The following is a 1,166-nucleotide window of genomic DNA, read 5'->3' on the forward strand; positions in this document are numbered from 1 at the left end:
ATTAGGATTTGAGAAATCCAGATGCTGGCCGGAAAAGGTGGTTAACCAGGTCATAAAATTACTCCACACGTAGTTTTAGGTTGAGCGAATCCCTTGCCAGTGACGGCAATTAATAAAATTCAGATACTTTTAAATTATCTTTGGGCTTCGCCGCCCAGCGCGGAAATAAGGCTCGCAATCAGAGCGGAATATTCGCTGGTCACCAGGATGAAATCAGCATTAAAGCGCGCCGCAAAATCTTCACGGTCGATGTCGTCATTCTGATCTGACAGTGTGTCGCTCGGTTTCAGCTTCTTCAGCGTGAACGAGTCATTGATCTGGAAGCTGACGCGTTCCTGCCAATCCATCGACAGCTGGGTAACCAATTTGCCGTTTTCGATATGCGTCCCGATTTCGTCGCTGACCAATTCCTGTTTCTTACAGCGGATAGTGCCGCCTTCTTCCAAAATGGCTTTCAGCTCGGCTTCATCCTGCAAAGCAAAACCAGCTGGCGGCTGGCCGCTGCGCACCCACTCGGTCAGGCTCAGTTCGATCGGCGATTCCATTGTCAGCGGAACCACTGGCAGAGACCCGAGGCTTTTACGCAGAAGTGCCAGCATGTCTTCTGCTTTTTTGGCGCTGACCGCGGCGACCATAATCAGGCGATTGTCCAGATCAATCCACATGAAGGTCTGGCTGTAGCGGCTGAATGCGCGTGGCATAAGGCTGTGTAGCACTTCGTCTTTCAAGGAATCTTTCTCGGTTTTCTTCAGCTTGCGATGCTGCTCACCTTCCAACTGCTCAATTTTTCCTGCCAGCTCCTGCTTAATTACCGGCGCCGGGAGCATCTTCTCTTCACGCTTTGCGCAGATCAGAAGCTGACGACCAGCGGCGTGAACCAACTGATCGCCGCCGAACTTGCCCATTGGTGATACCCAGCCTGTTTTCGCCATGTCTTGGCTGCCGCATGGGGAGAAAATAAAGGCGCTCATCTGGCGCTGCATTTCCCCGGCATCGAGCGCGATATCCCGGCTCATGCGGTAAATCAAAATGTTTTTTAACCAAAGGTCTTTCACGTTAATCACTCCTGTTTATGCCCACTGCACCGGGCGGAAACTCACACACATAGACAAGGGCGGCCGGTAATGCACAGGGCGTGCTGGGTGGGTGCCAGCGGCCCTTGTCTA

Annotated in this window: 1 protein-coding gene; it reads right to left on the minus strand. The window is 52.2% G+C overall.

Annotated features, from left to right (window positions below; all coding sequences use genetic code 11):
* Positions 1 to 134 precede the first annotated feature (134 nt).
* Positions 135 to 1,055, minus strand: coding sequence for a recombination-associated protein RdgC (rdgC, locus tag J8X26_RS27455; protein ID WP_307803533.1), 921 nt, complete (start codon positions 1,053 to 1,055; stop codon positions 135 to 137).
* Between the last annotated feature and the right edge of the window lie 111 nt (positions 1,056 to 1,166).

It is taken from the genome of Rahnella sp. ChDrAdgB13 (assembly GCF_017655185.1).
GTDB lineage: Bacteria > Pseudomonadota > Gammaproteobacteria > Enterobacterales > Enterobacteriaceae > Rahnella > Rahnella contaminans.